Annotated in this window: 24 protein-coding genes, 1 tRNA gene, 1 other RNA gene and 1 pseudogene; 20 read left to right on the top strand and 7 right to left on the bottom strand. The window is 70.9% G+C overall.

The features are described from left to right. Positions 1-193 precede the first annotated feature (193 nt). Positions 194-1,351 (bottom strand): epoxide hydrolase, encoded by a 1,158-nt coding sequence (locus tag P3T37_RS10580; protein ID WP_280723252.1) that lies wholly within the window; start codon positions 1,349-1,351, stop codon positions 194-196. A gap of 63 nt (positions 1,352-1,414) precedes the next feature. Between P3T37_RS10580 and P3T37_RS10575 the strand changes: the two genes are divergently transcribed. Beyond that, positions 1,415-2,380 (top strand): YafY family protein, encoded by a 966-nt coding sequence (locus tag P3T37_RS10575; protein ID WP_280723251.1) that lies wholly within the window; start codon positions 1,415-1,417, stop codon positions 2,378-2,380. A gap of 9 nt (positions 2,381-2,389) precedes the next feature. On the opposite strand, the gene P3T37_RS10570 is transcribed toward P3T37_RS10575, so the two are convergent. After that, the gene (locus P3T37_RS10570; protein ID WP_280723250.1) at positions 2,390-3,208 is read right to left on the bottom strand and encodes an alpha/beta hydrolase; all 819 of its coding nucleotides are present in this window, start codon (positions 3,206-3,208) and stop codon (positions 2,390-2,392) included. A 12-nt stretch (positions 3,209-3,220) separates the two neighbouring features. Then, positions 3,221-3,346: pseudogene (locus P3T37_RS10565) on the bottom strand (cupin domain-containing protein); the annotation flags it as partial. A 105-nt stretch (positions 3,347-3,451) separates the two neighbouring features. On the opposite strand from P3T37_RS10565, the gene P3T37_RS10560 reads away from it, so the two are divergent. The 4 genes from P3T37_RS10560 (at position 3,452) to P3T37_RS10545 (ending at position 8,025) form a co-directional block, all read left to right on the top strand. Then, a complete protein-coding gene (locus P3T37_RS10560; RefSeq protein WP_280723249.1) occupies positions 3,452-4,102 on the top strand; it encodes a TetR/AcrR family transcriptional regulator in 651 nt (216 codons plus the stop codon). A 102-nt stretch (positions 4,103-4,204) separates the two neighbouring features. Continuing rightward, complete coding sequence (locus P3T37_RS10555; RefSeq protein WP_280723248.1) at positions 4,205-5,515, top strand: AAA family ATPase; 1,311 nt, start codon at positions 4,205-4,207, stop codon at positions 5,513-5,515. Then, positions 5,512-6,612, top strand: a complete 1,101-nt coding sequence (locus P3T37_RS10550; protein WP_280723247.1) for a tetratricopeptide repeat protein — start codon at positions 5,512-5,514, stop codon at positions 6,610-6,612. Before P3T37_RS10555 ends, P3T37_RS10550 begins: the two co-directional genes overlap by 4 nt. 225 nt (positions 6,613-6,837) lie before the next feature. Continuing rightward, positions 6,838-8,025, top strand: a complete 1,188-nt coding sequence (locus P3T37_RS10545; protein ID WP_280723246.1) for a hypothetical protein — start codon at positions 6,838-6,840, stop codon at positions 8,023-8,025. Positions 8,026-8,117: 92 nt separating this feature from the next. Here P3T37_RS10545 and P3T37_RS10540 read toward each other — a convergent pair whose 3' ends face one another. Further along, positions 8,118-9,665 (bottom strand): alpha-galactosidase, encoded by a 1,548-nt coding sequence (locus P3T37_RS10540; protein ID WP_280723245.1) that lies wholly within the window; start codon positions 9,663-9,665, stop codon positions 8,118-8,120. 947 nt (positions 9,666-10,612) lie between these two features. Continuing rightward, the gene (locus P3T37_RS10535; RefSeq protein WP_280723244.1) at positions 10,613-11,515 is read right to left on the bottom strand and encodes a hypothetical protein; all 903 of its coding nucleotides are present in this window, start codon (positions 11,513-11,515) and stop codon (positions 10,613-10,615) included. Positions 11,516-11,884: 369 nt separating this feature from the next. Between P3T37_RS10535 and P3T37_RS10530 the strand changes: the two genes are divergently transcribed. From P3T37_RS10530 to P3T37_RS10500, 7 genes are all read left to right on the top strand, one after another. Continuing rightward, complete coding sequence (locus P3T37_RS10530; protein ID WP_280723243.1) at positions 11,885-12,160, top strand: hypothetical protein; 276 nt, start codon at positions 11,885-11,887, stop codon at positions 12,158-12,160. 456 nt (positions 12,161-12,616) lie between these two features. After that, a complete protein-coding gene (locus P3T37_RS10525) occupies positions 12,617-13,924 on the top strand; it encodes a helix-turn-helix transcriptional regulator (protein ID WP_280723242.1) in 1,308 nt (435 codons plus the stop codon). Between the two features lie 102 nt (positions 13,925-14,026). Further along, positions 14,027-14,230: a hypothetical protein gene (locus P3T37_RS10520; RefSeq protein ID WP_280723241.1), complete on the top strand. Its 204-nt coding sequence runs from the start codon at positions 14,027-14,029 to the stop codon at positions 14,228-14,230. A 43-nt stretch (positions 14,231-14,273) separates the two neighbouring features. After that, positions 14,274-15,014: a hypothetical protein gene (locus P3T37_RS10515; protein ID WP_280723240.1), complete on the top strand. Its 741-nt coding sequence runs from the start codon at positions 14,274-14,276 to the stop codon at positions 15,012-15,014. Between the two features lie 3 nt (positions 15,015-15,017). Continuing rightward, the gene (locus P3T37_RS10510) at positions 15,018-16,328 is read left to right on the top strand and encodes a UDP-N-acetylglucosamine 1-carboxyvinyltransferase (RefSeq protein ID WP_280723239.1); all 1,311 of its coding nucleotides are present in this window, start codon (positions 15,018-15,020) and stop codon (positions 16,326-16,328) included. Next, a complete protein-coding gene (locus tag P3T37_RS10505; protein WP_280723238.1) occupies positions 16,325-17,359 on the top strand; it encodes a serine hydrolase domain-containing protein in 1,035 nt (344 codons plus the stop codon). Before P3T37_RS10510 ends, P3T37_RS10505 begins: the two co-directional genes overlap by 4 nt. Before the next feature lie 13 nt (positions 17,360-17,372). After that, positions 17,373-17,615, top strand: coding sequence for a hypothetical protein (locus tag P3T37_RS10500; RefSeq protein WP_280723237.1), 243 nt, complete (start codon positions 17,373-17,375; stop codon positions 17,613-17,615). A 146-nt stretch (positions 17,616-17,761) separates the two neighbouring features. Here the strand turns inward: P3T37_RS10500 and P3T37_RS10495 are convergent. Next, positions 17,762-17,846, bottom strand: a tRNA-Ser gene (locus P3T37_RS10495). Between the two features lie 131 nt (positions 17,847-17,977). Here P3T37_RS10495 and ffs point away from each other — a divergent pair. The 5 genes from ffs (at position 17,978) to P3T37_RS10470 (ending at position 22,087) form a co-directional block, all read left to right on the top strand. Continuing rightward, positions 17,978-18,068: signal recognition particle sRNA small type (ffs, locus tag P3T37_RS10490), an RNA gene on the top strand. Between the two features lie 70 nt (positions 18,069-18,138). Then, positions 18,139-20,265, top strand: coding sequence for a DNA polymerase III subunit gamma and tau (locus tag P3T37_RS10485; RefSeq protein ID WP_280723236.1), 2,127 nt, complete (start codon positions 18,139-18,141; stop codon positions 20,263-20,265). Between the two features lie 116 nt (positions 20,266-20,381). Next, positions 20,382-20,729, top strand: coding sequence for a YbaB/EbfC family nucleoid-associated protein (locus P3T37_RS10480; protein ID WP_280723235.1), 348 nt, complete (start codon positions 20,382-20,384; stop codon positions 20,727-20,729). Between the two features lie 103 nt (positions 20,730-20,832). Next, a complete protein-coding gene (recR, locus tag P3T37_RS10475; protein ID WP_280723234.1) occupies positions 20,833-21,432 on the top strand; it encodes a recombination mediator RecR in 600 nt (199 codons plus the stop codon). After that, on the top strand, positions 21,425-22,087 hold the full coding sequence (locus tag P3T37_RS10470; protein WP_280723233.1) for a DUF5063 domain-containing protein: 663 nt from the start codon (positions 21,425-21,427) through the stop codon (positions 22,085-22,087). The genes recR and P3T37_RS10470 overlap by 8 nt, the downstream gene beginning before the upstream one ends. A gap of 16 nt (positions 22,088-22,103) precedes the next feature. On the opposite strand, the gene P3T37_RS10465 is transcribed toward P3T37_RS10470, so the two are convergent. Further along, the gene (locus P3T37_RS10465) at positions 22,104-22,628 is read right to left on the bottom strand and encodes a MarR family transcriptional regulator (protein WP_280723232.1); all 525 of its coding nucleotides are present in this window, start codon (positions 22,626-22,628) and stop codon (positions 22,104-22,106) included. An 81-nt stretch (positions 22,629-22,709) separates the two neighbouring features. On the opposite strand from P3T37_RS10465, the gene P3T37_RS10460 reads away from it, so the two are divergent. The 3 genes from P3T37_RS10460 to P3T37_RS10450 all read left to right on the top strand — a co-directional run bounded on the left by P3T37_RS10460 (position 22,710) and on the right by P3T37_RS10450 (position 26,596). Further along, complete coding sequence (locus P3T37_RS10460) at positions 22,710-24,137, top strand: MFS transporter (RefSeq protein ID WP_280723231.1); 1,428 nt, start codon at positions 22,710-22,712, stop codon at positions 24,135-24,137. Between the two features lie 129 nt (positions 24,138-24,266). Next, complete coding sequence (locus P3T37_RS10455) at positions 24,267-25,547, top strand: aspartate kinase (protein WP_280723230.1); 1,281 nt, start codon at positions 24,267-24,269, stop codon at positions 25,545-25,547. Then, the gene (locus P3T37_RS10450) at positions 25,544-26,596 is read left to right on the top strand and encodes an aspartate-semialdehyde dehydrogenase (protein ID WP_280723229.1); all 1,053 of its coding nucleotides are present in this window, start codon (positions 25,544-25,546) and stop codon (positions 26,594-26,596) included. Before P3T37_RS10455 ends, P3T37_RS10450 begins: the two co-directional genes overlap by 4 nt. The last annotated feature ends 237 nt before the right edge of the window (positions 26,597-26,833 follow it).

Raw genomic sequence — 26,833 nt, 5'->3', positions numbered from 1 at the left:
CGGTCTCCCAAATCTGGAATCTGCGGTGCCGCACAGGCACGCAGGTGCGGTGCTGACTGGCAGTCAGTATGTCCCCGTATTAACTGATTATCCGACTTTGACATCCAGGCATGACGGCAACACCCCCGATCGGTCGACTGGAGGCTCCCGTGCGCTGATCGCTGATCGCTGCTCATCAGCGCAGTCGGCGCAGTCAGCGCAACCCGCGGAAGAACTCCTGCACGTCGGCGACCAGCAGGTCCGGCGCTTCCATGGCGGCGAAGTGGCCGCCGCGCTCGAACTCCGACCAGTGGGTGATGTTGTTGCCGTACTCTGCGTAGCGACGGATCGCGACGTCCTCGGCGAACACGGCGACGCCGGTCGGCGTGGTGGCGGGCTCGGTGTGCCAGCTGCCGGAGTGCATGTTCTCGTAGTACATCTGCGCGGCCGAGCCCGCGGTGCCCGTGAGCCAGTAGAGCATCACGTTGGTGAGCAGCAGGTCGCGGTCGACGGTGCTCTCGGGCAGCTCGGCCGCCGGGAAGGTCCACTCCTTGAACTTCTCGACGATCCAGGCGAGTTGTCCGACCGGTGAGTCGTTCAGCGCGTACCCGACGGTCTGCGGGCGGGTGGCCTGGATCTGGAAGTAGCCGCCCCCGTCGTCCAGGTAGTTCCTGAGCCGGTCCAGCCTCGCCCGCTCCGCGTCGGTGAGGGCGGCCCGCTCCTCCTGCGCCACCTCCCCGAACGGGATGAACCCGAAGGTGGCCGCGTTGACGTGCACCCCGACGACCTGTTCGGTGGCGGCCCGGCCCAGTTCCGGCGCGACGAACGCACCGAGATCACCGCCCTGGGCGCCGTACCGCCGGTAGCCGAGCCGGCTCATCAACTCGGCCCAGGCGCCGGCGACCCGGGCGGTGTTCCACCCGGTCTCGCGGGTCGGCCCGGAGAAGCCGAACCCGGGCAGCGAGGGGATGACCAGGTGGAAGGCGTCCGCGGGGTCGCCGCCGTGCGCGGCGGGGTCGGTGAGCGGGCCGATGACCTTGAGGAACTCCACGACCGACCCCGGCCAGCCGTGGGTGAGGACCAGCGGCAGGGCGTCCGGCTCGGGTGAACGCACGTGCAGGAAGTGCACGTTCTGGCCGTCGATCTCCGTGCTGAACTGCGGGATCCCGTTCAGCTCGGCCTCATGCCTGCGCCAGTCGTAGGACGTGCGCCAGTACTCGACGAGCTCCCTGAGGTAGCCCAGCGGCACGCCGCGGCTCCAGCCCACGCCGGGCAGTTCGGCCGGCCAGCGGACGGCGGTCAGCCTGGCGTGCAGGTCGTCGAGGTCGGCCTGCGGGATGTCGATCCGGAAGGGAGTGATCGTTTCGCTCATGAGGAAAAAGCTATCGGCACTAGCGGACACCTTCTGTCCTATAGAACTGCCAGGCTTGGCGACATGAAGGAGACCTCCGCCCGCCTGCTCCGACTGCTGACACTGCTTCAGTCCCACCGCGAATGGTCCGGCCAGGAGCTGGCCGACCGCCTCGCGGTGAGCACCCGGACCGTCCGCCGCGACGTCGACAAGCTGCGCGACCTCGACTACCCGGTCAACGCCGTCAAGGGCATCGACGGCGGCTACCGCCTCGGCGCCGGCGCCCGACTGCCGCCGCTGCTCCTGGACGACGAGGAGGCGGTGGCCATCGCGGTGGCACTGCGCACCGCGACCGGCAGCGGCGTCGCCGGCATCGGCGAGATCGCCCTGCGCGCTCTGGTCAAACTCGAACAGGTGCTGCCGGCCCGGCTGCGGCACCGGGTCGACGCTCTCCAGGTCTCCACCGTGCGCGCCCCCACCGCGGCCCCCACCGTGGACGCCGAGGTCCTCACGACCGTCGGCACCGCCTGCCGCGACCACCGGCAACTACGGTTCGACTACCTCGGCCACGACGGCGACGCCACCACCCGGACCACCGAACCGCACGAACTCGTCACCTGGGGCCCGCGCTGGTACCTCGTCGCCTGGGACCTCGAACGCGACGACTGGCGCACCTTCCGCGTCGACCGGATCAGCCCCCGGACCCCCACCGGCCCACGCTTCACCCCCCGCGAGGTCCCCGGCGGCGACGCCGCCGCACACGTCGCCCGCGGCGTCGCCCGGATGTGGCCCTACCGGGCCACCATCCGCCTGCACACCCCGGCCCACTCCAGCACCGCCCGCTCGGCGGCCACCTACGGCACCGTCGAGCCCGTCGACGAGCACAGCTGCCTCCTGCACATCGGCGCCGACAGCCCCCGCGCACTCGCCTTCATCCTCGGCGCCCTGGACATCGACTTCCACATCGAGGACGCACCGGAACTCGCCGAACACCTACGGCGCACCGCCGACCGGTACCGCCGCGCCACGGCCGCCCCGGAGACACCCTGATGCGGCTGATCAGCTTTCGGGCTTGACCTCGGTGTCGACGAAGTCGCCGATGGCCCCGAAGACCGCACCGGGCTGCTCGATGTGCGGGAAGTGCCCGGCCTCGGCGACGGAGCGGAAGGTGGCGCGGGGGAACGAACCGGCCAGGGCGCGCTCGTACCCCACCGGGACGATGCCGTCCTGCTCGCCGGCCAGCACCAGCACCGGGACGGTGACCCGGTGCAGACGGCCGCGCAGCTTCGGGTCGTAGCAGAACGGGTCACCCGCGTAGACGGCGAGAGTGCGCTGGTTGGCGGCCATCGCGGCCTTCTGCTCGTCGCTGAACGCCGCGAAGTCGGGCCGCAGCTCCGGCTTGAAGAAGGCCAACTCGCTGGTGGCGACCGGTCCGAGGTTCGCCGGGTTCGCGATCTCCAGCGGCGGCTCGGGCTCGATGCCGGTCGAACCGAGCAGGACCAGCGCGGTGATCCGGCCGTGGTTGTCGCGCAGTCCCGTCTCGGCGGCGATCCAGCCACCGACCGAGCTGCCGGCCACCAGCACGCCGGTCAGGCCGAGCGAGTCGATCAGGTCCAGGTAGGACGACGCCAGATCGGCGACCGAGTCGAACGACTCCGGCCTGGGTGTGCCGTCGAAGCCGGGGTGGGTCGGCACGACCACGTAGGCGTGCTGGGACATGGCGGCGGCGAACCCGGCCATCGAACGCGGTCCGGCCCCGCCGTGCAGCATCAGCACGCCGGTGCCGTCCGTGTTCTCGCCGTACTCCTGGACGGTGAGGGTCAGGCCGCTGGGAAGGTCGATGGTGCGGGTGGTGCTGATGGGGGCAGTGACAGTCATGGTGGAGGTTCCTTACTCGAACTCGGTTGCGGCAGTGGTGGCGTAACGGACCATCACCTCGGTGACGAGGGGCTGGTCGCCGGGGTTGGCGAAGGTGTGCGGGGCACCCGGCGGAACCATCACCAGCGTCCCGGCGGGCACGGCATCCTCCTTCGTGAGAGTTGACTGTCATGAATGTATGCCGGGTGGCCTCATCATGCAAGTGGACTCTCATCATCAGGGTCGACTTGCTACACTGATCACATGCAGAAGAGCGAACCCAGGGCACCTCGGGACACCGGCGGCCGCGTCAACCAGAAGCTGCGCACGCGCACCGCGATCCTTCAGGCCGCGGTCGAGCTGATGCGCACCGGCGCCGACGTGACCATGCCCGAGGTCGCCAAGGCCGCCCTGGTGTCCGAGGCCACCGCCTACCGGTACTTCCCCGACCTGGCCAGCCTGCTTCAGGAGGCCATGGCCGGGCAGTGGCCCACCCCCGCCGAGGCACTCGCATCGGTCGCGGACTCCCCCGACCCGGTGGAGCGCATCGCCGCCGCGACCGAGCACCTGCTGCGCACCGTCCTGACCCACCAGGGCGCCACCCGCGCCATGATCGCGGCCACCATCACCCGGTCCGAAACCGCCGCCGCCCGCCCAGCCCTGCGCATCGGCCTGATCGACCACGCACTGGCCCCCCTGGCCGACACCCTGGGCGCAGCCGACCCCGCCGCACTGGCCCAGCTCAAGAACGACCTCACCGTCGTCATCAGCGCCGAAGCCCTCTTCACCCTCACCGACCTGTGCCGCCTGGACCCCGAAGCCGCCATCACCAGCGCCGTCCACACCGCAACCACCCTCACCCGAGCCGCCCTGACCGACCACGCCGCCAAGTCCGGGCCCGACACACCGAGCTGACGCCGAGCCAACCCGCGCGGCCCCTCTTGCGCCGTCGTCAAGCGGGTCGGCCAGGCGGAATCCGGTTGGTGCGGGTGAACGGCCGGTTCGTAGGGTTGCGGCATGCTCGACCAACCGACCAACACCCCAGCCGGCCCCGGGGCCGGCGAGTCCCCGCTGATCGCAAGCCTGCGGACGGCTGTTGCCGCAGCGCCGCAGGACATACCCCTGCGCCTCCACCTCGCCGAGCTGCTGCTCGGCGCCGGGTCCGCTGACGCGGCCGTGGCGGAGGCGGCCCTGGTGCTCAGTCAGGCGCCCGGGGACGCGCAGGCGCGGGCCCTGATGGCGCGGGCCATGGCCGCTCCGGTGCCCATGGAGCAAGCGCCGCCGGCCGCCCCCGCAGAGCAGCAGTCCGGCGGCTTCGACTGGGAAGCCGCCGCCCGCGAGGTCGGGGATGCCGTCCCGCCCCGGTTCGCTGCGGAACCTGACGTCAAGGAGGCCCCGCTCACCGCCGACGGCAGCGGCGACCCCGGGGAGGCACCCGCCTACGACGTGGACGCCCCCGGCGCGCCCGGTGCGGTGCGGCTCGCCGACGTCGGCGGGATGCAGGAGGTCAAGGACCGCCTGGAGGCCGCCTTCCTCGCGCCGATGCGCAACCCGGAACTGCGCAAGCTGTACGGCAAGAGCCTGCGCGGCGGCCTGCTGCTCTACGGGCCGCCCGGGTGCGGGAAGACCTTCATCGCCCGAGCCGTTGCCGGCGAGCTCGGCGCGAACTTCATCAACGTGTCGATCAACGACGTGCTCGACATGTGGGTCGGCAACTCCGAGCGCAACATGCACGAGGTGTTCGAAACCGCCCGCCGGCAGGCGCCCTGTGTCATCTTCCTCGACGAGCTGGACGCGCTCGGCGCCAAGCGCAGCCGCACCCAGCACAACGGGATGCGCAACACGGTCAACCAACTGCTCACGGAGCTGGACGGCGTCAACGACGTCAACGACGGGGTGTTCGTGCTTGCTGCCACCAACGTCCCCTGGGACGTGGACATTGCGCTGCGCCGACCCGGCCGGCTCGACCGCACCCTCCTCGTGCTACCGCCCGACGGCCCGGCCCGCGAGGCGATCCTCCACTACCACCTGCGTGAACGCCCCATCGAGTCGGTCGACTTGGCCAAGCTGGTCAAGGCCACCGATGGCTTCTCCGGCGCCGACCTCGCCCATGTCTGCGAGAGCGCGGCCGAGTCGGCGCTGCTGGACTCCGCCCGCACCGGAACCGTACGCATGATCAACACCAGAGACCTGCTGGGCGCTGCGAAGGCGATCCGGCCGTCCACCGAGCCGTGGTTCGCGGCCGCCCGCAACGTGGCGATGTTCGCCAACGAGGGTGGCATGTATGACGAGTTGCTCGCCTACCTGAAGAAGGCCCGGAAACTGTGACGACCGCTCCGCACCGGCTCGTCGAGCAGGCCACGGCACTGATGGACCTCAAGCGCATCGACGAGGCCCGCGCACTGCTCGCCCGGCGGCTCGCCGAGGACCCGACCGACATCGTCGCCTGGCTGCGCCTCGCCAGCTGCCATGAGGAGGTCCGGGACTACCAGGAGGTGCTCAACGCCACCAACCAGGTGCTGGCTCTCAATCCGGAGGAGTACGGCGCGTACCTGCGTCGCACGTACGCGTTCCGCCGGCTCGGCCGTCCGGACGAGTCGCTGGCCGCGGCCCATGAGATGCTCCGGCTGGAGCCGGAGTCCTGGCAGAGTCATGTGGGCCTCTCCGAGGCCCTGGGCGCGTGGCAGCCGCGCTGGCCGGAAGCCCTGGAGGCGGCGGCGACCGGCGTGCGGCTCGGTCCGGACCAGATCGCCGCTCACTACGCGCTGTGGAAGGCCGCGTTGATGAACGGCCGGGTGGACCTGCAGCGGCAGGCCGTGGCCGAGTCCCTGCGCATCGACCCGCACAACGCCTGGGCACTTGACCAGCGGGCCAAGTACGCCGAGATGGATGCCGCCGGCCCACGGCTGACGGGCGCGGGCGCCAGGCTCTCGGCCGCCGCCGAGGCGCTCACCGACGCGCTCGCCGCCGCCCCCCAGGCCCCGCAGGCCGACCGGCAGCGCAAGCACCTGGACGTGGCGGTGTTCCGGATGCTGCGTGGCACCCGCTGGCTCACGCTGCTCTGCCTGGTGATCGCGGCCCTGGCGGCGCGGGTCTTTCCAACCGGCAGCGACCCCACGGCCCTGCCGGGGCCGCTCGCCACCCGGCTCTACGGGCTCGCGCTGATGAGCGCCGTCTGGGGATTTGGTGCCTGGCGCCGCTACCGGGGGCTGCGGGCCGGCGTGCGGATGAGCCTGTGGTCGCTGGTCCGGCGGGTGGGCTGGGCGAGGCTGGTGGTCTGGCAGTCGGTCGGGTGCACGCTCGTCGCGGTGGTCGTGGTGCTGGTGCCATGGTCCGAACGAACCGTCCCGCAGGTGCTGTTCTGGGTGGCACTGGTGCCGACCCTGCTCACCATCTGGTTCGAGCGCGCGGCGACACGCAGCTGATGCGCACCCGCCAACCCGTGCCGTTCAGGCCTGATCCGAGGAGGCGCCTGCCGTACGGGTGAACTCGCGAATGTCCGGGGCGTTGGGCAGCGAGCCTGGCTTGTATACGGACAATCGGCTGGGAAGCTCCTCGCGGCGAGCCTGGCGTCAGCCACGCAGGGCCGTCGTCCAGGACTGTCAAGCCGCCCAACCCCTGCGTGGGCTCTGACGAAAGCGACTGATGCCATGAGACTGCTGCGCGCCGAGCGTGCGAGTGCCCCGCGTCGGATCCTGACCGCCCTACTGGTGAGCGCGACCTCGCTCGCGGTGCTGGCGCTGCCGACGAGTGCCACCGCTCAGGACACCCGGGCGAAGGGCTGGGGGAGCAACTCCACCTACCAGTTGGGCGCGGTGGACACCAGCAGCCGGTCGACACCGGGTGTGATCGCCGGGCTGACCGGCGCCGACCTCACCTCGCTGGTGGCTGGCGGGTACAACACCGACGGCTTCGGTCTGGCCCTGCTGAGGAACGGCACCGTGGACGCGTGGGGCTACAACGGCTACGGCCAGCTCGGCGACGGCACCACCTCCAACCACTCGGCCGCCGGCACCGTGGCCGGACTGACTGATGTGCGCGCGGTCGCCGCCGGCTGCTACCACAGCCTGGCGCTGCTGAACGACGGCACCGTACGGGCGTGGGGCTACAACGGCAACGGCCAGCTGGGCGACGGCACCAACTCCAACCGCTCCAACCCGGTCACCGTGGCCGGACTGAGCGGTGTGCGGGCGATCGCCGCCGGCTGCTACTTCAGCCTGGCGCTGCTGAACGACGGCACCGTACGGGCGTGGGGCTACAACGGCTACGGCCAGCTCGGCGACGGCACCCAGGTCAGCCGCACCAACCCGGTCACCGTGGCCGGACTGAACAACGTCCAGTCGCTCGCAGGCGGTCAGAACCACAGCGCGGCCCTGCTGAACGACGGCAGGGTGTGGGCGTGGGGCTCCAACAGCAACGGCCAGCTGGGCGACGGCACCAACTCCAACCGCTCCACCGCGGGCGCCGTCCAGAACATCGTCAACGCCCGCTCCCTGACGGCCGGCGGCAACTCCACCTACATCCTGCGGGCCGACGGCGCGGTGCGGGCGTGGGGCTCCAACGGCAACGGCCAGCTGGGCGACGGCAGCACCATCGACCGACTCACGCCGGTCGCTGTCCTGAACCTCGCCAACGTGAAGTCCATCGCCGCCGGCCAGTCGCACGCACTGGCCCTGCTGAGCGACGGCACGGTGCGGGCGTGGGGCTACAACGGCTACGGCCAGCTCGGTGACGGCAGCACCACCAGCCGCTCCACCCCGGTCGACGCGGCGGGCGCCGACAACTACCTGACCTTCATCGCCGCACCGGGCTACGGGTACTTCAGTCTCGCCGCCTGATCCCCACCCCCCGGGGGGCGCCACACCGGTGCACCCGGGGAACGCCGAAGGCCCCGGCCGGTTTCCCGGTCGGGGCCTTCGAGCTGTCGTGGTCAGCCGGTGGCAGGCACCGAGATCTTGTCGATGTCGGGGGCCCAACCGCCGTACTCGTTGCCGAAGGTGATCGTGTTGTAGCCCGCGTTCAGCGTCAGTTCCACGGACGCCGTCTGGGTCGAGTTCCAGTTGCCGTTCCCGTGGAACGAGACCTTCTGCAGATTTTCGCCGTTGGTCCAGATCGAGGCGTAGCGATCCCCGTCCCCGTTCACGTACTGGATGGTGACCGGGTACGTGCCGGCGTTCTGGGCATAGACACCGTTGATGTAGAGCTTGTTCGTTCCCCCGATCCAGCTCACCTTCTGGCCGCCCGAGCAGACCGAGCAGGCCGAGAAGACCGCGCCGGAATTGTTGGTCCAGCGGCCCGACACGATTGAGTGGGCGGGGTCCTCGGCCTCGTAACTCTGGGCGCCCGCGGTGGGGTTGATCAGCGCGGTGTACCAGGAGGCCGGCGCGCTGGGCGCGGTGACCCGGTACACCGCGGTGCCGTGAGCCGGGACCTGGGTGGTGATGCCGGCGGCGCTGCTCTGGACGACGGTGCCGGTGTACTGATCGGTCCAGGTTCCCGTGCCGGGGATGCCCACCGCGGCCAGGGAGGTGCTCAGGGTCTGCGCGTTCTCCGACCCGTTGTAGAGCGCGAGCGCGACGTCACCGTTGCTGAGCGGCTTCGCGAGGACGAGCGACCCCGAGGAGTTGACAAGCCGGCTCCCGCCGATGACCCTCGCTTGGACGCCCAGGGTGTCCTGGTCGATCGCGATGAGCCGCGGGTTCTTCAGCAGCGCCAGCGATGTCGCGTTCACGCTGCTCGGATTGGCGCTCGCGATCAGGGGTGAGGCCATCATCGCCCACATGGCGAAGTGGGTCTGCTCCTCGGTCGTGCTGAGCCCGCCGTTGCCGACCTCCAGCATGTCCGCATCATTGAACGAGCCCGGCTTGGCCCGCCAGGCCAGCGTGGCGTTCTCGGTGATGATGTTGGCAATGCCGTTGGGCCAGCTCTGGCCCCACCACTGGTTCCCGATGTCCTCGGTGCTGCGCACCTGGTCGGAGACGTCGCCCCAGTCCCGCGTGATGCCCGCGCCGGTATTGCTGCCGCTGTTCGGGTTGATGCTGAAGACGATCGGCCGGCCGGTGGCACTCAGCGCGTTGCGCATCTTGGCGAAGTCGGCGACCTGGGCGGACAGCGACGAGGCGCTCTCGCAGTAGTCGTACTTGAGGTAGTCGACGCCCCAGGACGCGAAGGTGTCGGCGTCGTTGACTTCGTGCCCGGCGCTACCGGAGTATCCCGCGCAGGTCTTGGCGCCCGGCGACTCGTAGATGCCGAACTTGAAGCCCCGCGCGTGCAGGTAGTCGCCGAGGGCCTTCATGTCAGGGTAGTTGGAGTTGCCGGTCAGGTTGCCGTTCGCGTCACGGGCCATCCAGCAGTCGTCGACGTTGACGTACCGGTATCCGGCGTCCCGCATGCCGTTCGCGACCAGGCTGTCTGCGACCGACTCGATCAGCGACTGGGTCGCGCCGCACCCGTAGGTGTTCCAGGCGTTCCAACCCATGGGCGGAACCTGGAGCAGCGGTGTCGGGGCGGCAGCGACCGCGGATGGGACCGCGCCGACCCCTGCCACCAGAACCCCCGCCGCCACGGCTGCCCGCCGCAGCCGCGAAGACCGACTCGTCCTTGTTGCCATCCGCTTCCCCAATCCCTGAAGCCAGCCCACTGGACCTCCCGGCCACTGGTGCGCCTGCCGCCTGGGCGGCGGCCGGCGACTGCCCCGGCCCGCCGCTGGGCCGTGACTCACCGACAGAAGCTCCACTGCAAAGAGGAAGTGAGGTACCAGCAACTACCATAAGTGAACATTGCTAGCCATAATTCGACGATATCGAACACGGCGAGTGACATCGAACGGCCCCGCTCACCCCTGTGTCAAGGCTTTGATCAAAAACAGGTGCCCCGAGACCTCATCGCTACCTCCGAGAACGCCCTGGACGGCCCTCCGGGGCCGACGAGGAAGCGCCGCAACCGAGGCCAGAGACGGCGTTGGCCCTGACCGCAGAACGGTCGGGGCCAACGTTTGCCCAGCTGGGTGAGTGCGGAGGATGCGAGATTCGAACTCGTGAGGGGTTGCCCCCAACACGCTTTCCAACTGTCCGTCCGGCCGTTCGGTGGCGGCCGCAGGCGTCCTGACCTGCGGCGGAGCGGCTCGCCTGCCGGGCCCTGAACAGCGCTGGACAGCGGTGAATGCAACCAAAACTGCAACCACTGCTGCCCTGCGAGCTAGCTGGTACTGGCCCCCTACCCCCCCACTCCCTGAATCCAGGGTGTTGCGGGGATCGCTAGAACCCGCCTTCACTCGCGAGGGGCATCGTGCTGTTTCGGCACCTGACCCGCACCCGTCCTCGGCCCGCCGACCGCGGATCCACAGACCGCGAAACCGGCAGCGGGGCGGGAGAACGCGCAGAGCCCGGGCGGTTGGCGCCGGGCCCCGGCGAGGCTCACCGAGCGTCAGGCGTGGCTGCCGCTGCGGCGACGGCGGCGCAGGCCGACCAGGGTGCCGACTCCCGCGGCGAGGATCGCGGCTCCGGTCAGTGCGACGGGTGTGCTGTCGCTGCCGCCGCCGGTGAAGGCGAGGGCCGGGCCGGAGTGCTTGGCAGCGGCGGCGGTCGGCTTGGCCGACGCCTTCGCGATGGCCTGGGCGACGGCGGCCGGCCCCGGGGTGACCGGCACGAGGGACGGCACGGTCACCGTCGCCGGAGTCGCCGGAGTCGCCGGAGTCGCCGGAGTCGCCGGCGCGGCCGGCGCGGCGGCGCTCGGGCTGTCGGCCCCGGCCGGCGCGCTGCCGATGGTGACGGAGGCCTCGCCCTCGTCGGTCACGTTGTCGTCGCGGACGGCCTTCGTGACGGAGTTCGTCAGCAGGATGCCCAGCGCGGGACCGGGCGGGATCGAGCCCTCCAGCGTGACCTGGATCTTGATCCGGAGCCTGCTGCCGGCGCCCGGCAGGAACAGCCAGGTGCCGGAGTCGGGCTGACCGTCGGGGTCAAGCGTGCCGAGGTACTCCAGCGGCCCCGGCTTGCTCTCCTGGCCCGGCACCACGACGGCGTCGGCCGGGTCCTCGGTCTCGACGGCGAAGGAGATCTTCTCGTTCGAGGCGAGGACCTTGCCGGCCTTGTCCGCGAACATGAAGTACGGGAGCACCAGGTCGTCGTTCCCGCTGTTGTTGCTCATGGAACCCGAGAACGTGATGGCGGTGCCACCGGGAACCACGGTCGGCTGGTCGGCCGTCAGCTCCACCTGCAGGTGGTGCGACGTGCCCGGCGTGTCGGCGAACGCGGCTGGTGCGGTGGTCAGCGAGCTGAGCAGTGCGGCACCGGCTACGGCGGAGGCGGCTATGGCCTGGCGGAATGTCATGGAGGAGCCTCGAGGGAGGGGGGAGATGGGGAGGGGAGAGGTGGGGAGAAGAACCCGCTGAGCTGCGGCATCAGCATGATCCTCACGGACCTTAGCGCAGGCCCGCGACCTGCCACTGGCTGCGGTGGTGCTGACGATCTCATATAGGACGTGCTCGACGCTCTCCCGGCTCTGCGGGACGCGGCGCCAGGTCCACGTCGCGCTGCGCTATGCCCCGATCCGTTGTGCAACCAGGTCGACCAATGGGTCCCGAGGGGCGGATCCTGCCGATGCGCGGAGTCTTCATGAGCCGACTGATGTCGAAGGCTCCCGCACCCTAGGCTTAAGTGGCCGTACCGACTCAAGGGCCGAACCGTGGAGGAGCCGATCATGAGTACTGCCCCGAATCTGCCGCTGCCACCGCGCCGTCCCGAGGAGTCTCATCCGCTGCGGACGATCCGGGAGATCCGGGAGTCCCTACCTGAAGATCAGGTTGGGCACTTCGATGCCGAACTCGGCGACACCGACATCGACGCCCTGCCCGCTATGTTGCATCGGTGGGCAACCCTTGGCAGCGACGGGTTTCTGGAGCGACTGTTGTCGGCCCCGTTCGAGGGGATGGAGTTCGGGGCGCGCTCCTACGACGATGCGGCGGGCAGCAAGTGATCTACCTGCTCGACACCAACGTGGTCGCCGAACTCACCACTCGGCCGAGGCCGGCCTCAGCCGTCGTTGCATAGGCCCGCTCGGTCCCCGCCCCTGCTCTCTACCTGAGCGTCATCACGATCGCGGAGATCGAGGCGGGTATCGACGGGACGCCTGACCCGCTACGGCGGGCGTCCTTCGAGCGGGCGCTTGAGGGCATCCGGGATGAGTACCGCGACCGGATCGCAGTCATCGGAGAGCGCGAGGCTTTTGCCTACCTTGCCATCCACCGGGAGCTCAAGAGCGCCGGAACAGTCCGCAGGGGTGCTGCTTCGGCGGTCATGGATGTCTCGGTGCCCCACACTGCGGGGGCGAGATCGACGGGGAAGGCATTGGGGACCCTCTACACCTGAGTCACGCCACTCGGTACGGTTGCTTCCTGCAGCGGACTGGTTACTACTGGCGGGGGCGGAGGCCGTGGCGGGGGACATCACGTTCGGCGAGTTCATCGCCAAGCTGCGGGGGCGCAAGGGCTGGTACCAGCGGGATCTGGCTGCCGAGGTCGACCGCACCGAGGACTGGGTGTCCGGGGTCGAGCGCGATGTGATCCCGGTTCGGAAGGTCGAGATGTTATCCCTGCTCGCTCGGGTGCTCGGCACGACGCTCGAAGAGCTGCTCGCGCATCCGCAACCCGCGGCGGTCGTGTCCAGTTCGCCTCGACGCAAGGTCAGCTCCGCTAGGCTGACGGCCAGTCCGGCTGAGGAGGATGACGAGGTGCGACGCCGTGAACTCCTGGCCGCCGCTGCTGCCGCCGTCTTCGGCCCGGTAGTTGGTACTCAGTCGGCCCAGGCGAGCCCGGCGCCCCTGGCTCCACTGGAAGACCTTGTGCTGTACGGCACGGTGGCCATCCCCGGTCAGCGCGAGCCGAGCGTGGAGACAGTTCGCGCGTCGATCGTGACGGCACGTCAGGAGTTCCGGGCGGCCTGCTATGACGCTCTCGCGGAGGCCCTGCCCGGGTGGATCGCAGCCGCGCAGAGTGTCGGCAGCCCCGAGGAGGCGGCCCGCTCGGTGGCCGCGCTCTACAACGTCGCGGTCCGGCTGTGCATCAAGGTCGGGGAGGACGGTCTGGTCGCCGTTACCTCCGATCGTGCGCTGACCGCCGCCCGTGCCGGCGGCGATGGGCTGATCACCGCCGAGGCCCAACGGATGGTCTCCAGCGCTTGGCGACGCCAGGGCCACCTGAGCCGGGCGACTGACATCGTGGTGCGAGCCGCCCATGACCTGCAGCGGGACGACACCGTCCCGGAGGCGGCCCGACTGGCCGCCCAGGGCGACCTGTACGCGACCGCTGCCTACACCGCCGCGAAGATGGGCGACCGCAGTTACGCTCATGTGCTGATCAACGAGGCTGCCGACACCGCCCGCGCCGCTGGTCGGACTTCCGGGCAGCTTGACGGGATCCAGGGCGTCGCCCTCCATCACCTTTCGGTGCACTACGAACTGGGCGACTCCGGCCAGGCGATCGAGTTGGCCCGCACCATCAACCCGGCGGCACTGCCGACGGCCGAGCGGCAGGCCCGGTTCTTCATCGACGTCGCCCGGGCCTTTGACCAGTGGGGCAAGCCGGAGCAGACGTTCCGCGCGCTGCTGGCCGCTGAGCAGGCCGCCCCGCAGGAGATCCACCGCGGGGCCGTCCGCGGCCTCGCCGCCGGCCTGCTCCGACACGACCGTTCCCTGCCCGGCGTACGGGAGTTCGCCGTCCGAGCGGGCGCCCAACTCAGCTGACCCGTAACGGGCTTACGGGCCCGTAGTCGCGTTACGGATCTGATCTTCACCCGGGCCTTTCACTAGGGGTAGCCGCTTGTCCCCGCTGCCGAAGGCCCTCTCATGCCGACGCACAGCTCCTCCGCCCTGCCCGCCGCCGGTCCGCTCCATGCCGCACCAGACCGCGACCGAGTCACCTTCCTGACCGCTTCCTGGGCCGCACTGAACGTTGCCACGGCCTGCCTGCTGGGCTTCGCCGTTCACCAGACCGAGGCCCACCCTTTGGCGGCCCAGGCCGCCACCACGCCGGACCTGCCCATCGTCTAGGTCCGGCACGTCTTCACTCGCTCGCCCGAGAGGAGAATCAGCCATGTATGGCCTCCCCGAATCGCCCACGATGAGCGCCGAGTTGGCACACATCGACTACCGCACCACCCCCGAGTACTACTTCGACACCGAGCAGGTCACCGACCCGCTCGTCCTCGCGCTGCTGAGCTGCTGCCCGACCGTCTTCGGCCTCAAGAAGGCAGTGGCCGACCTGCTGGCCGGACGCCTGAACATCACCCTGCCGGAGTCGGCGGGCACCATCGAACCGGGCGCCACGGTCCGCGGCCACGTGGTCGTTGCAGCCGGCGCCGTCATCGCCGAAGGCGCCTTCGTCACCGGCCCCGTCCTCGTCTGCCCTGGCGCGGTGATCGAGGCCGGCGCCCGCGTGCGGGACAACACCGTCATCGGCCCCGACTGCCGGATCGGGTTCGGCGCCGAGGTCACCCGTAGCCTCCTGCTCGGCGGCGCCTTCATGAAGCACACCAGCTTCGTGGGTGACTCCGTCCTCGGACTCGGGGTCAACATCGGTGCGTTCGTCTCCACCACCGGTCTGCGGTGTACCAGCGGCCCGGTCACCGAACCGGCTACCGAGGAGGTCAACGCCCACCTCGACGGTCACCGCATCGCCACCGGCCAGACCAAGTTCGGCGCCGTTATCGGCGACGGTGTGATCATCCCGGCCGGCACCGTGCTCCAGCCCGCCACCCTGATCGGCGCCCACACCGTGCTCTACCCCAAGACCCAAGTCGGCGGCTTCTTCCCCGCCGGAAGCCAGGGAAGGTAACCCGTGAACCAGAGCCGCCTGTCGACCGCCGACGACCGGGCCGTGCGCATCACCGGTGGCGTCCCGCTCAACGGCACCACCACGGTGCAGGGCAGCAAGAACATCGCCCTGCACCTGTACGCCGCAGCCCTCCTGGCCGACGAGCCGCTGACGCTCACCGGCGCCCCCGAGATCCTCGACACCCTGGTCTGTGTGGAGATCCTCAACCACACCGGCACCCCGACCAAGGTCATCGGCGACCGGTTCGAGACCACCCCGGCCGCCGCCTGGTACCCCGTCATCCCAGACGCGCTCGGCCGACGCATCCGCACCACCGCCGTGATGGCCGCAGCCCTGCTCGCCCGCGCCGGGCAGGTCACCTTCCCGACTCCGGGAGGGGATGCGTTCTGCCGCCGCTACATCGACCGCCACCTCGCGGCTATGGAAGCCGCCGGCGCGACCCTGGAGGTCAGCGGGGACCACGTGAAGGCCCGAATCGCCAGCTGGGACCAGGCGCCGTTCACCACGGATGCGGCCACTCGGCACTGGGGTCCGAGCCTCGGGGCAACAGTCACCGGCATGCTGCTGGCCGCCCGGGTTCGTGGAACCTCCACCATCCTCAACCCCAGCGTCGAGCCCGAGGTGCTGGTCACCGCCGCCATGCTTGCGGCCGGGGGCGTCGGCATCACCTGGGAAAGCACGTCCGCGCTACACGTCACCGGTGCCGACTGCATCACCGGCGGCACCTTCCGCGTGCCGCCCGACCGGCTGGAGGCCGCTACCCTCGCGCTCGCGGCCGCGATCACCGGCGGCACCGTGCACCTGGACAACTTCCAACCCAGCGAGTTCCCGGACGGGCTCCTGGTGGTCTTCGCCGACGCCGGGATCGAACTCGTCGCGGTGAACGGCGGTACCCTGGCGCGGTGCCCGGCGGGTCCCAGACCGGTGCAGATGGCCACCGGCCCCCACCCGGGCTTCCCGACCGACGTGCAACCCCAGCTGACCGCCTTTCTCACCCAGGCCCGCGGCACCTCCCGGATCGAGGAGCGGATCTACACCGAGCGGGCCACCCACGTCGGTCCGCTGCGGGCGTTCGGCGCCGCCGTCAACACCGACGGCGCGGTGATCACCGTCCGGGGCCCGTTCCCCCTCGCCGCCGCTGACGTGGCGGGCGAGGACATTCGTGCGGTGACCGCGCTCGTGATCGCAGCCCTGGCGGCCGAGGGCACCTCTACGATCCGAGGCATGTACCACCTTCGGCGCGGATACGGCAGCCTGCTGCCCAAGTTGGCCGCCCTGGGTGCCAAGCTGACGATTGATCAGGAGATGCCGTGACCGCCACCACTGCGTGGACCAAGACAGCCCTCGCCGGGCTGCAGGAGGCTCTGGACCTGCTGACCACTGACGGCATGGTGCCCGGCGGCGTCATCGCCCACGGCACGTACGACAGTGAGCCCGGCTACCTGGCCAGCGGCGTCGTTGCTCCCGAGTGCGGCGAGGCCCGGCCGGGCCCGGACACGGTGTACGACGTCGCCTCGTTGACCAAGGTGCTGGCCACCTGGCCGCTGATCGGCACCACCGGGCTCGACCTGGACGCCCCGGTCCGCAGCCTCCTGCACCGGCTGCCGGCCGAGGCGCCGGGCGGGCAAGTGACGGCGCGCCAGATCCTCTCCCACACCACCGGCCTACGGGCCGACACCCGTCTCGACCAGTACCGGGGCACCAGCACCAACCTGGCCGAACTCATCTGCCAAGAGGAACTAATCGCGGTGCCCGGCGCCGGGCATCGCTACATCAATCGCGGCTTCATCCTCGCTGGGCTCCTCCTCGCTCAGATCACTGGTCGGGGCCTGGACGAACTCTCCGCCGATCTGTGGCAGGGCCTGGGCATGACCGGCACCACCTACGGCCCGGTGGCCCGCGCCGCCCACGTCGCGCCGACCGAACAGCGCCTCCCCGGCGCCCCGCGACTGTGGGGCCTGCCGCACGACGACAACGCCGCCCTGCTCGGCGGCGTCGCCGGACACGCCGGGGTCTTCTCGACCCCGGCCGACCTCGCCGCCTACGCGACCGCCCTCCTTCACGGGAACGCCGACGGCTCGCCTATGGGTCGCTGGCTGACCGAGAGCATGGTCCCGCAGGCCGCGATCGAGCCCGGCCTGGACCGAGGGCTGGCCTGGATCCTGGCCGACGAAGGACGAGTGGCCTACCACCACGGCTTCACCGGTACCAGCCTCTACCTCCACCCGCCGACCGGCCGCTACCTGGCCATCTGCACCAACGCCGTCTACCACCACCAGGACAACCGCACCCGCCTCGCCCCGCTGCGGGCTCTCGCGCTCAAGACGCTCACCGACGAACCCTAGGAGGGAACCAGCCGTGACCGGCAGCACCACGCTCGCATCCCTGACCACCCTGCGGCTCGGCGGCCCCGTCGGGCACGTCCTGACCGTCTCCGACCCCGCCGACTGGCCCGAGGCCGTGCGCGCGATCGGCCAGCAACAGGAGGAAGCCTTCGCTGCAACGCTCTCCCGACTGGCCGCGCAGGTCATGGCAGCAACCGGAATCGCCTTGTTCCCCGAGCCCGTCGCTGTCGGTTCCTGGGGGTGGTCAACAGCATGACTCTTCGAGGCGGTGTCCTGGGCGGCAGTTTCCCGTGGACAGCTCTCCGTGCCAGTGAGCTGCCACACCAGGGCGCAGCTGGGGAACGCCGAAAGCCCCGGCCGGTTTCCCGGTCGGGGCCTTCGAGCTGCCATGGCTGGCAGAGGCGGAGGATACGAGATTCGAACTCGTGAGGGGTTGCCCCCAACACGCTTTCCAAGCGTGCGCCCTAGGCCACTAGGCGAATCCTCCGTGGGAGAGCTTAGTACATGTTCGGGGGTGCTCGCGACCACCTATCCGCAGGTGGTCGCGGGTGGCTGCCTGCGGATCGTCGATGGGGGTGGGGGTAGGGATTGGGGGCTGGGATCCGCTACTCTGGTGCCAGCCCCTCGTGTGGCGTTATCTCTCTGAACCCCCCCAGGGCCGGAAGGCAGCAAGGGTAAGAGGGCTCTGGCGGGTGCACGGGGGGTCTTTGCGTTCCCGGGCGGGGGTGGGGGAGCGACGGACGACGCGTTTGTCGGGCGGTCCCGATATCGTCGGTGGCGTGTCCCTAGCCCTGTACCGCCGCTATCGCCCCGAGACTTTCGCCGAGGTCATCGGGCAGGAGCACGTGACCGCTCCGCTCCAGCAGGCCCTGCGCAACAACAGGGTCAACCACGCCTACCTGTTCAGCGGCCCGCGCGGCTGCGGCAAGACGACGAGTGCGCGCATCCTGGCGCGCTGTCTCAACTGTGCGCAGGGGCCGACGCCGACGCCGTGCGGGGAGTGCCAGTCCTGCACCGACCTGGCGACCGGCGGGCCCGGGTCGATCGACGTGATCGAGATCGACGCGGCCTCGCACGGTGGTGTGGACGATGCGCGTGACCTGCGCGAGCGGGCGTTCTTCGCGCCGGTGCACAGCCGGTACAAGATCTTCATTCTGGACGAGGCGCACATGGTCACCTCGGCCGGCTTCAACGCGCTGCTGAAGGTGGTGGAGGAGCCGCCGGAGCATCTCAAGTTCATCTTCGCGACCACGGAGCCGGAGAAGGTGATCGGGACGATCCGGTCCCGGACGCACCACTATCCGTTCCGGCTGGTGCCGCCGGGCACGCTGCGGGACTACCTGGCCGAGGTCTGCGGGCGGGAGCAGATCCAGGTCGAGGACTCGGTGTTCCCCCTGGTGGTGCGCTCCGGGGCGGGTTCGGTGCGTGACTCGATGTCGGTGATGGACCAGCTGCTGGCCGGTGCGGGCGAGGGCGGGGTGACCTATCAGATGGCCACCGCGCTGCTCGGGTACACGGACTCGGCGCTGCTGGACGAGGTGGTGGACGCGTTCGCCGCGCACGACGGGGCGACCGTGTTCCAGATCGTCGACCGGGTGGTCGAGGGCGGGCACGACCCGAGGCGGTTCGTGACGGACCTGCTGGAGCGGCTGCGCGACCTGGTGATCCTGGGCACCGTGCCGGACGCCGGGGAGAAGGGGCTGATCGACGCTCCGCCGGACCGGGTGGCCGTGATGCAGGCGCAGGCGGACCGGTTCGGGGCGGCCGAGCTGAGCCGGGCCGCCGACATCGTCAACACCGGATTGACCGAGATGCGGGGCAATGCCGCGCCGCGGCTCCAGCTGGAGCTGATCTGCGCCCGGGTGATGCTGCCTGGCGCGTACAGCGACGAGCTGTCGCTGATGGCGCGGATGGAGAAGTTGGAGCGGGGAGCGGTAGCGGGACCGGGGACAGGGGCAGGTGGGGGAGGGGCGGTGATGGCGGCGCCGGTGTTCCAGGCGCCGGTAGTGGAGCAGCCGCAGCCGCAGCCGCAACCCGTGCCCGCTCCGGTGGCCGCGCCTGCCGCGCCACCGGCGGCGGCGGGGCCCGCGCCCGGTGCGTGGCCGATCCCGCGCAGCTTCCCGCCGCCCGGGCAGGAGGCGGCGGCCGCTCCTGTAGCGCCGCCTGTTGCGCCGCCGGTTCAGCAGCCCGTTCAGGCTGCCCCGCAGGTACCGCAGCCGGTGCAGCAGCCGTCCGCGGGGGCGCAGCAGGGCGCGGCGCAGGTGCGGCAGATGTGGCCGCAGATCCTGGAGGCGGTGAAGAACCGCCGGCGTTTCACCTGGATCCTGCTCAGCCAGAACGGCCAGGTCGCGGGCTTCGACGGCAGCACGCTCCAGGTCTCCTTCATCAACGCCGGTGCCCGCGACAGCTTCGTCGGCAGCAACAGCGACGACGTGCTCAAGCAGGCCGTCGCCGACGCGCTCAACGTGGACTGGCGGATCGAGTGCATCGTCGACCCGTCCGGCGGCGGCAGCCAGGCTCCCGCACCCACCGCGGGCAGCGGCGGCGCGGGCGGCTGGGGTGGCAGTGGCGGTGGCGGCGGTGCCTCGCCGGTGTCGCGGCAGCCGGCGCCCGCGGCCGCTCCGCCGGCGGCACCGGTTGCGCAGTTCGCCCCGTCCGCGCCGCCGGTCCAGGCGCCGAGTGCGGTCGCGCCGGCGGCGCAGCAGGCGCCCCAGCCGCCCGCGCGGCCCGCCGCGGCCGTCCAGCAGCCGGCGCCGTCCGCGTCGCCGGAGGACTTCGGGCCGGAGGAGGACGACGGTCCGGACGCGGTCGCCCCGGGCCGGCCGGTGAGCACCGTCTCCGGTCAGGAACTGATCATCCGGGAGCTCGGCGCGACCGTTCTGGAGGAGATCCAGCACGGCAGCTGATCGGAGCGGAAGAGGGGGAGCGGGGGACGCGGCGCCCAGGACGTAGGCTCGATCCGACGGAGGGCGGCGTGCCACGCGATGCGGCGCCGCATGGAGTTCTCAGGCAGGAGTGAACCGTGTTCCCTGGTGGTGGCCAGCCCAACATGCAGCAGCTGCTCAAGCAGGCGCAGAAGATGCAGGAAGACCTCGGCCGCGCGCAGCAGGAGCTTGCCGAGGCGCGGGTGAGCGGTTCGGCGGGCGGCGGCCTGGTCGAGGCCACGGTGAGCGGCAGCGGCGAGCTGCTGGCGCTGACCATCGCACCGGCCGCGGTCGACCCGGAGGACACCGAGACGCTCGCGGACCTGGTCCTGGCGGCGGTCCGGGACGCCAACGCGGCGGCCCAGAAGCTCCAGGCCGAGCGGATGGGCCCGCTGACCCAGGGCCTCGGCGGTATGGGCGGCGGCATTCCGGGTCTGCCCTTCTGAACATCTCAGATCATTCGGGCGTCGGACGGTGTGTCCGACGCCCGAATCGTTGGATGATGGCACCGGCGCACAAGGCGAACAAGAGCAGTGGGAAGGCAGAGCGGTGTACGAGGGCGTAGTTCAGGACCTGATCGACGAGTTGGGCAGGCTGCCCGGCGTCGGGCCCAAGAGCGCGCAGCGGATCGCCTTCCACATCCTGGCGGCCGACCCGGTCGACGTCCGGCGCCTGGCGCACACGTTGCTGGAGGTCAAGGACAAGGTGCGGTTCTGCGCGGTCTGCGGCAATGTCGCGGAGTCCGAGCGCTGCCGGGTCTGCCTGGACCCGAGGCGCGACCTGACCGTCATCTGCGTGGTCGAGGAGTCCAAGGACGTCGTGGCGATCGAGCGGACCCGTGAGTTCCGCGGCCGCTACCACGTGCTCGGCGGCGCGATCAGCCCGATCGAGGGCGTCGGTCCGGACGACCTGCGGATCAGGGAACTGCTGGCGCGGCTGGCCGACGGGACGGTCAGCGAGCTGATCCTCGCCACAGACCCCAACCTGGAGGGGGAGGCGACCGCGACCTACCTGGCCCGGCTCTGCAAGCCGATGGGGCTGAAGGTGACCCGACTGGCGAGCGGACTGCCCGTCGGCGGGGACTTGGAGTACGCCGACGAGGTCACCCTCGGCCGGGCCTTCGAAGGGAGACGACTGCTCGATGTCTGACAAGAGCGTGCACCCGGATGTGCACATCCAGGCCGTGCCGGCGCAGGGACCGGACGACTTCGCCGTGCAGATCGCGGACTCGGTCAAGAGCTTCGTGCTGGCCGTGACCGAGATCGCCAAGGGCGACGAGCCGGGCAGCGCCGTGTCGCTGCTCCTGCTGGAGGTCTCCCAGCTGCTGCTGGCCGGCGGGCGGCTCGGCGCCGTCGAGGACGTCCTCCCGGAGGACCGCTTCGAGCCGGACACCGGGCCCGAGCCGGACGGCGTGGAGCTGCGCGAGCGGCTCGCCGAGCTGCTCGCGCCGATCGACGTCTACCACGAGGTCTTCGACCCGTACGGCGCTCCGGAGAAGCCCAGCGCCTTCCGGATCTCCGACGACCTGGCGGGCGTGGTGAGCGACCTGCGGCACGGCCTGACGCACTACGACGAGGGCCGGGTCAGCGAGGCGCTCTGGTGGTGGCAGTTCTCCTACCTCTCCACCTGGGGCTCGTCCTGCACCTCGGTGCTGCGGGCGCTCCAGTCGCTGATCGCGCACGTGCGGCTGGACAGCCCGATCGGCGCGGTGCCGGACGGTGCGGACACCGACGACGACGGGTTGACCGACGAGCAGCTGGAGCAGCAGGCCGGCGACCTGATGGCCGCCGAGCTCGGCACCTGAGACCGGGCTCCAGGCGTCAGACCGCCGCGAGCAGGGCGCGCAGCAGGCCGTTCAGCTGCTCGGCCTGCTCGCCGCTGAGTGCGGCCAGCGCCTTCTGCTGCTCGGCCAGCCCCGCGCTGACGGCTTGGTCCACCAGGGCCAGGCCCTGCTCGGTGAGCGAGACCCGCAGCCCGCGCCGGTCCACGGGGTCGGGGGAGCGCAGCAGGAGTCCGGCGCGCTCCAGCTTGTCCAGTCGCCCGGTCATGCCGCCGGTGGTGAGCATCAGGGTGATCGAGAGGTCGCGCGGGGAGAGCACGTGCGGCGCGGGGGCCCGGCGCAGGGCGGCGAGCACGTCGAACTCGCCGCGGCCGATGCCGAACCGCTGGTAGATCTGCTCGCTGCGGTCGCCCATCGTGCGGGCCAGCCGGTAGATCCGCCCGAACACCGCCATCGCCTCGGTCTCCAGGTCCGGCCTGGCCCGCTGCCACTGGCCGATGATCGTGTCCACCTCGTCGGGTGGCAGAGGGCTGGCAGCGGGGGTGGCGGCTTCGCGGGGGTCCATGGGACAAGTCTGCCACAAGCTAGCTTGACCCTAAGTCGCTTAGTGCTAAGTTACTTCCAACTTAGCGACATGGGGGCAAGCATGACCAGTGAACAGCGGCAGCGCGTCCCGGGCGAGCGCGCCCTGCTGGCGGGGATGGCGGTCGACGCCGTGGGCTCGGGCATGTACGTCCCGTTCAGCCTGGTGTTCTTCCGGCACGTCACCGGCCTGCCGCTGCCGCTGATCGGCGCGGTGCTCACGGTCACCGGGCTGGCGGCGATGGCGGCGCTGCCGCTGGTCGGCGTGGCGGTGGACCGGTTCGGCGCCCGCCGCCTCCAGCTGTCGCTGTACGCGCTGCGCGGGCTGGGCTTCGCCGCCTACCCGTTCGCCGGCAAGCTGCCGGCCTTCGCCGCCGTCGCGCTGCTGACCGCGATCGGCGACCGCGGCTTCCCGGTCGTCCAGCAGGCCCGGATCGGGGAGCTGGCCAAGGGGTCGGACGTCGAGCGGTTGCAGGCGATCGCCCGCAGCCTGTCCAACGCCGGTCTGGGCGCGGGCACGCTGCTCGCCTCGCTGATCATCGGGGTGCTGGGCGACCGCGGTTTCACCGTGGCGGCCTGGCTCAACGCCGGGAGCTTCTTCGCGGCGGGCCTGCTGGTGCGCCGGATACCGGCGCAGCGCCGGCACGTCGTCGTCCGCGCCGGCGGGGAGCCGGTGCGGCGGGTCGGCTACCGCGCGGTGCTCGCCGATCGGCAGTACCTCGGACTGACCTCGGCCAACTTCCTGATCGCCCTCGGCTACTCGTCCCTCTCGGTGCTGCTGCCGATCTTCGCGGTCAGCCGGCTGGGCGCCCCGCAGGCGCTGACCGGCGCGGCCTTCGTGCTGAACACCGTGCTGTGCGCGCTCGCCGGGGTCCCGGTGGCGCGGGCCGCCAGGCGGCTCGGCAGCCGTACGGCGGCCGCGGCGGTCGGCGCGGGGTTCTTCGCGCTGGCCGCGCTGGGGCAGGCGGTGCTGGGCACCGTCCGGCCGCACGCGCTGCCGCTGCTGATGGCGGGGCTGCTGGCGGCCGTGGTGGTCGCCACGCTCGGGGAGCTGGTGCACAACCCGTCGGCCTCCTCGCTGGCCACCGCCGCCGCGCCGGCGGAGCTGCGCGGCCGGTACCTGGCGACGTACCAGCTCTCCTGGTCGCTGGCGAAGACCGCCGCGCCCTCGCTCTTCACCCTGCTGCTCGCGGTGGACGGCCGGCTGCCCTGGCTGGTGGTCGCGGCGGCGGCGCTGGCGGGCGGTGCGCTGCTGCTGCGGCTGGGCCGGGTCCTGCCGGCGCACGTGGTGCGGCCCGCCGCCGGGGCGCTCGTGGTCGCCGGGAGCACGAAAATCTCAAAAAATCTTCGACCGGCAAATCCGGAGCGGAACCCCCCTGCCCCCGAGAATTCTTTCGAACCCGCCCCGCATCCCCCGCAGAGTCGCCCGTCGCGCCGCAACCGGAGCGTCCACCAGGTAAAACGTCAGTCTCACGATATGGAATGCGGCTGAACTCCGCCGCCCGCTCGGTAGACTGGCCCGCGACCGAAAGTACCCCCTCCCAGAGGGGGTCCGGGGGACCGGACGGCGCCACCCGCGCCGGGCACCTACCCCCGAAGCTGACTTAGTCGAGGAGCGCACGTGGGCCTTGTCGTGCAGAAGTACGGCGGCTCATCCGTTGCGGATGCCGAGGGCATCAAGCGCGTGGCCCGTCGCATCGTGGACACCAAGAAGGCCGGCCATGAGGTCGTCGTCGTGGTGTCCGCGATGGGCGACACGACGGACGAGCTGATCGAACTCGCCGAGCAGGTTTCCCCCCTTCCCGCCGGCCGCGAGTTCGACATGCTGCTGACCGCCGGTGAGCGGATCTCGATGGCCCTGCTGGCCATGGCGATCAGATCCCTGGGACACGAGGCCCAGTCGTTCACCGGGAGCCAGGCCGGAGTCATCACCGACTCGGTCCACAACAAGGCGCGCATCATCGACGTGACGCCCGGCCGGATCCGCAACGCCCTGGACGAGGGCAACATCGCGATCGTGGCCGGCTTCCAGGGCGTCTCCCAGGTGAGCAAGGACATCACTACCCTGGGCCGTGGCGGCTCCGACACGACCGCGGTCGCGCTGGCCGCCGCGCTCAAGGCGGAGGTCTGCGAGATCTACACCGATGTGGACGGCGTCTTCACCGCCGACCCGCGGGTGGTGAAGAAGGCTCGCAAGATCGACTGGATCGGCTACGAGGACATGCTGGAGCTGGCCTCGTCGGGTTCCAAGGTGCTGCTGGACCGCTGTGTCGAGTACGCGCGGCGCTACACGATCCCGATCCACGTACGATCGTCGTTCTCCGGTCTGCCGGGGACCATCGTCAGCAACACCAATCCGAACCAGCCCGAAGGGGGCGAGATGGAGCAGGCCATCATCTCCGGGGTCGCCCACGACACGTCCGAGGCCAAGGTCACGGTCGTCGGCGTGCCGGACAAGCCGGGCGAGGCCGCCCGGATCTTCCGCGCCATCGCGGACGCCGAGGTCAACATCGACATGGTGGTGCAGAACGTCTCCGCCGCCTCCACCGGTCTGACCGACATCTCCTTCACCCTGCCGAAGACCGAGGGCCAGAAGGCCATCGACGCGCTCGGCCGGGTCAAGGAGGGCATCGGCTACGAGTCGCTGCGCTACGACGACGCGATCGGCAAGATCTCGCTGGTCGGCGCCGGCATGCGTTCCAACCCGGGGGTCACCGCGACCTTCTTCGAGGCGCTCTCGGAGGCCGGCGTCAACATCGAGCTGATCTCCACCTCGGAGATCCGGATCTCCGTGGTGACCCGGGGCGACGACGTCCCCGAGGCGGTCCGCGCGGTGCACTCCGCGTTCGGCCTGGACAGCGACAGCGACGAGGCAGTCGTCTACGGCGGTACCGGGCGATGAGCCGCAAGCCCAACCTCGCCGTGGTCGGTGCCACCGGCGCGGTCGGCACGGTGATGCTCGGAATCCTCTCCTCCCGGCAGGACGTCTGGGGCGAGATCCGGCTGATCGCCTCCGCCCGCTCGGCCGGCCGCCGGCTGACCGTGCGAGGTCGGGCGACCGAGGTCGTGGCGCTGAGCGAGGAGGCCTTCGACGGCATCGACGTCGCGATGTTCGACGTCCCGGACGAGGTCTCGGCGCAGTGGGCGCCGATCGCGGCGGCCAAGGGCGCCGTCGTCGTCGACAACTCCGGGGCGTTCCGGATGGACGACGAGGTGCCGCTGGTGGTGCCCGAGGTGAACGCGGCCGCGGCCCGGCTGCGTCCGCGCGGCATCATCGCCAACCCGAACTGCACCACCCTGTCGATGATCGTCGCGCTGGGTGCGCTGCACTCCGAGCTCGGCCTCAAGGAGCTGGTGGTCGCCTCCTACCAGGCGGCCTCCGGCGCCGGGCAGTCCGGCATCGACGCGCTGCGCGAGCAGACCGCCAAGGTGGCCGGCACGACCGTCGGCGAGCAGACCGGCGACCTGCGCGCGGTGATCGGCGACACCGGGCCGTTCCCGGCGCCGCTGGTGCTGAACGCGGTGCCGTGGGCGGGCTCGCTCCAGGAGGGCGGCTGGTCCTCCGAGGAGCTCAAGGTCCGCAACGAGAGCCGCAAGATCCTCGGCCTGCCGAACCTCAGGGTCTCCGCGACCTGCGTGCGGATCCCGGTGGTCACCACCCACTCGCTGGCCGTGCACGCGGTCTTCGAGCGCGAGGTCTCCCAGCTGCGCGCCCAGGAGATCCTGGCCCGGGCGCCCGGCGTGGTGCTGTACGACGACCCGGCGGCCGGCGAGTTCCCGACGCCGAACGACGTGGTCGGCACCGACCCCACCTGGGTCGGCCGGGTGCGCCGCTCGATCGACGACCCGAACGCGCTGGACCTCTTCCTCTGCGGCGACAACCTGCGCAAGGGTGCGGCTCTCAACACCGCGCAGATCGCCGAACTGGTCGCGCAGGAGCTCACCGGCTGAGGCCGGTCGGTCCGTACCGAGCGGCTGAGCCGCCCGGCCGATGCTTCGTCAACTTCCGGTTTTTTGCCCAGGAGCCCCCTTCCGGTGGAGGGGGCTCCGCTCTGTGCGGAAGAATGTCCGCCAGACGGGGCAACCCTGAGGGGGGATCGAGTGTCCAACGGCCGTGACAGACCTGGTGATGGTGGGTGCGGGGAGGGCGAAACCCGTACGCCCGGCAGCTGTGCGGCAGGTGGCTGA

This window comes from Kitasatospora sp. MAA4, from assembly GCF_029893355.1.
In the GTDB taxonomy this organism is placed as follows: Bacteria; Actinomycetota; Actinomycetes; order Streptomycetales; family Streptomycetaceae; genus Kitasatospora.
The sequence above is the reverse complement of the archived record's forward strand: the minus strand, read 5'-3'. Positions and strand labels throughout refer to the sequence as shown.

Excerpts from the sequence above, each read along its gene's own strand:
- P3T37_RS10560 (WP_280723249.1), top strand. The coding sequence starts at position 3,452 with ATGCAGAAGAGCGAACCCAGGGCACCTCGGGACACCGGCGGCCGCGTC.
- P3T37_RS10530 (WP_280723243.1), top strand. The coding sequence starts at position 11,885 with ATGAGTACTGCCCCGAATCTGCCGCTGCCACCGCGCCGTCCCGAGGAG.
- P3T37_RS10570 (WP_280723250.1), bottom strand. The coding sequence starts at position 3,208 with ATGACTGTCACTGCCCCCATCAGCACCACCCGCACCATCGACCTTCCC.
- P3T37_RS10470 (WP_280723233.1), top strand. The coding sequence starts at position 21,425 with ATGTCTGACAAGAGCGTGCACCCGGATGTGCACATCCAGGCCGTGCCG.
- P3T37_RS10575 (WP_280723251.1), top strand. The coding sequence starts at position 1,415 with ATGAAGGAGACCTCCGCCCGCCTGCTCCGACTGCTGACACTGCTTCAG.
- P3T37_RS10555 (WP_280723248.1), top strand. The coding sequence starts at position 4,205 with ATGCTCGACCAACCGACCAACACCCCAGCCGGCCCCGGGGCCGGCGAG.
- P3T37_RS10545 (WP_280723246.1), top strand. The coding sequence starts at position 6,838 with ATGAGACTGCTGCGCGCCGAGCGTGCGAGTGCCCCGCGTCGGATCCTG.
- P3T37_RS10535 (WP_280723244.1), bottom strand. The coding sequence starts at position 11,515 with ATGACATTCCGCCAGGCCATAGCCGCCTCCGCCGTAGCCGGTGCCGCA.
- P3T37_RS10450 (WP_280723229.1), top strand. The coding sequence starts at position 25,544 with ATGAGCCGCAAGCCCAACCTCGCCGTGGTCGGTGCCACCGGCGCGGTC.
- P3T37_RS10515 (WP_280723240.1), top strand. The coding sequence starts at position 14,274 with ATGTATGGCCTCCCCGAATCGCCCACGATGAGCGCCGAGTTGGCACAC.
- P3T37_RS10460 (WP_280723231.1), top strand. The coding sequence starts at position 22,710 with ATGACCAGTGAACAGCGGCAGCGCGTCCCGGGCGAGCGCGCCCTGCTG.
- P3T37_RS10540 (WP_280723245.1), bottom strand. The coding sequence starts at position 9,665 with ATGGGTTGGAACGCCTGGAACACCTACGGGTGCGGCGCGACCCAGTCG.
- P3T37_RS10520 (WP_280723241.1), top strand. The coding sequence starts at position 14,027 with ATGCCGACGCACAGCTCCTCCGCCCTGCCCGCCGCCGGTCCGCTCCAT.
- P3T37_RS10465 (WP_280723232.1), bottom strand. The coding sequence starts at position 22,628 with ATGGACCCCCGCGAAGCCGCCACCCCCGCTGCCAGCCCTCTGCCACCC.
- P3T37_RS10580 (WP_280723252.1), bottom strand. The coding sequence starts at position 1,351 with ATGAGCGAAACGATCACTCCCTTCCGGATCGACATCCCGCAGGCCGAC.